General features: G+C 45.0%; 3 protein-coding genes. All 3 read left to right on the top strand.

From position 1 onward, the window contains the following. Nucleotides 1-12 precede the first annotated feature (12 nt). Nucleotides 13-1485, top strand: a complete 1473-nt coding sequence (locus tag A3762_RS11160; RefSeq protein ID WP_068755528.1) for a leucyl aminopeptidase — start codon at nucleotides 13-15, stop codon at nucleotides 1483-1485. After that, nucleotides 1486-1935 (top strand): DNA polymerase III subunit chi, encoded by a 450-nt coding sequence (locus A3762_RS11155; RefSeq protein WP_068755526.1) that lies wholly within the window; start codon nucleotides 1486-1488, stop codon nucleotides 1933-1935. 88 nt (nucleotides 1936-2023) lie between these two features. Continuing rightward, the coding region (locus tag A3762_RS11150) for a class I tRNA ligase family protein (RefSeq protein WP_156493405.1) at nucleotides 2024-2436 on the top strand (413 nt) is incomplete at its 3' end.

Here is a 2436-nt window from a genome sequence, read left to right as displayed (position 1 = left end):
TAGGTGGGAATAATGAAATACAACGCGTCAATCCGCAAGTTAAGTGAAATTAAAAGCGATATTACTTGCATATTTAGCTTCCAGAAATCGGCATTAGGGCAACAAGCGAGTGACCTAGATACAGCCACTAACCAAAGCTTAAGCAAATCTATCAAAAACCTTGGTTTCAAAAGTGAGCTTGGCTCATCAATTACAATCACTTCTCTTGACGCAAATTCGAAGCAAATAATTATTGTTGGGCTGGGCGAGCAAAAAGCCCTTAATAAAGCGTCAATATTAAAAGCAGCGGCATCAGCAACTAAAGATATCCTCGCACATACGCCAAAGACTATTACCCTTGGCATCTCTGACCTTGCGGAACACACCGCTGAAGCTGCAGAGGCATTTAGCTCTTCAATCGCTAGTGCAAGCTATCGCTTCGAAACATACAAATCTGAAAAATCAAAGAAACCAACACCAACACAGCTCACCTTTGTTTGCGATAAAAAAGAACAAAATGGAGTCAAAAAAGCCCTTGGTTATTCTCAAGCCAAATCAATTGGTATGGCGCTCACACGTGACCTAGGAAATGAGCCCGGAAATGTCGCGACACCAAGCTACCTCGCAAAAGTTGCAAAAGAAATGGCGAAAGAATTCAACTCTTTGTCCTGCAAAGTTCTTGAAGAAAAAGATATGGAAAAGCTCAATATGGGTGCATTCTTATCGGTGAGCAAAGGCAGTACTGAGCCAGGAAAGCTGATTGTTTTAGAATACAAAGGCGGCGCAGCTAAATCTGCGCCTCACGTACTGGTTGGTAAAGGCATTACGTTCGACACGGGCGGTATCAGCTTAAAACCTGGCCAAGCAATGGACGAGATGAAGTATGACATGTGCGGCGCAGCCAGCGTGCTCGGTACAATGCGCGCAATAGCCGAACTTGCTCCAAAAAAGAATATTATCGGCGTAATCGCCGCTGCAGAGAATATGCCTGCGGGCAACGCATCAAAGCCGGGAGATATCGTTACAACCGCATCAGGTCAAACTGTTGAAATTCTTAATACGGACGCAGAAGGACGACTCGTTCTTTGTGATGCACTCACCTACGTTGAGAAATTCAAACCCAAATCAGTTATTGATATTGCGACGCTGACGGGCGCATGCATTATTGCACTTGGCCACTCTACTAGCGCCGTAATGAGCAATAATGATGAGTTCGCTGAAACGCTATTACAGTGTGGCCAAGAAGCAAATGATAAAGCTTGGCAACTGCCAATCTGGGATGAATACCATAAGCAATTAGACAGCCCATTTGCCGACATGCAAAATATTGGAGGAAAAGGCGCTGGCAGTATCACAGCCGCTTGCTTCTTGTCTAAATTCGCCAAAAAATACACATGGGCACACCTAGACATTGCTGGAACTGCATGGACTTCCGGCGCCAACAAGGGCGCAACAGGCCGACCGGTTCCTTTGCTACTGAATTACTTAATGAATCACGCAAAATAAATGCACAAACAAACCGACATTTATATTTCCAAAGGGAATGCATTTAGTGATCTGGCAAGCATAGCTTGTCGGATCGCTGAAAAAGCCATCGCAGCAAATCAAACTATATTATTTGTGTGTGAAAGCGACATCGATGCTAAAAGTCTTGACGAGCTGCTCTGGTCTTATCGAGATAGCTCTTTTCTTCCGCATCAGCAATCAGTATCCCCAAGCCCAAGTTACCCCATAGCTATTGCGTCATCGCAGGGCGCGAATGATCCTTCATTCAAAGCCACAGACACTAACATTTGCGTATACCTTGGCCCGACCAAGCTAGCCGAAGAACCTCAGATGAAACGACGAATGTTCATAGTTCGTAATGACCAGAAGCAACTGGAATCTGCACGAGCCTTGTTCAAGCAACTTAAATCTAACGGCGAAGACATAAATACGCACGACTTACGTCGTTAATTGGGAACATAACTACCTTGTTTGCCCCCGCAGATATATAATGCGCCTCTTTCTAAAATCAACGCCAAAAAAGTAGTGAAACACAACGATGGATAAAACCTACCAACCTAGTGAAATTGAACAAACTTGGTATCAAAAATGGGAAGACGAAGGCTTCTTCAAACCAAGTGGTGAAGGCACGCCATATTCAATCATGATCCCCCCACCGAACGTCACTGGCAGCCTCCACATGGGGCACGCGTTTCAAGACAGCATCATGGATGCCTTAATTCGCTATCATCGAATGAAAGGCAACAACACGCTATGGCAAGTTGGTACTGACCACGCGGGTATCGCGACTCAAATGGTTGTTGAGAGAAAATTAGCCGCTGAAGAAGATAAAACTCGACACGACCTAGGTCGTGAAGCATTTCTCGATAAAATTTGGGAATGGAAGGAAGAATCAGGTGGCACCATCACACGTCAACTTCGTCGTCTAGGAGCCTCTGTCGATTGGGATCA

This window comes from Oleiphilus sp. HI0125 (assembly GCF_001635355.1).
This window is presented reverse-complemented; position numbering and strand designations above follow the sequence as displayed.

Bases quoted from the DNA above. Each gene is read 5' to 3' on its own strand.
- A3762_RS11160 (WP_068755528.1), top strand. From the start codon at position 13: ATGAAATACAACGCGTCAATCCGCAAGTTAAGTGAAATTAAAAGCGAT.
- A3762_RS11155 (WP_068755526.1), top strand. From the start codon at position 1,486: ATGCACAAACAAACCGACATTTATATTTCCAAAGGGAATGCATTTAGT.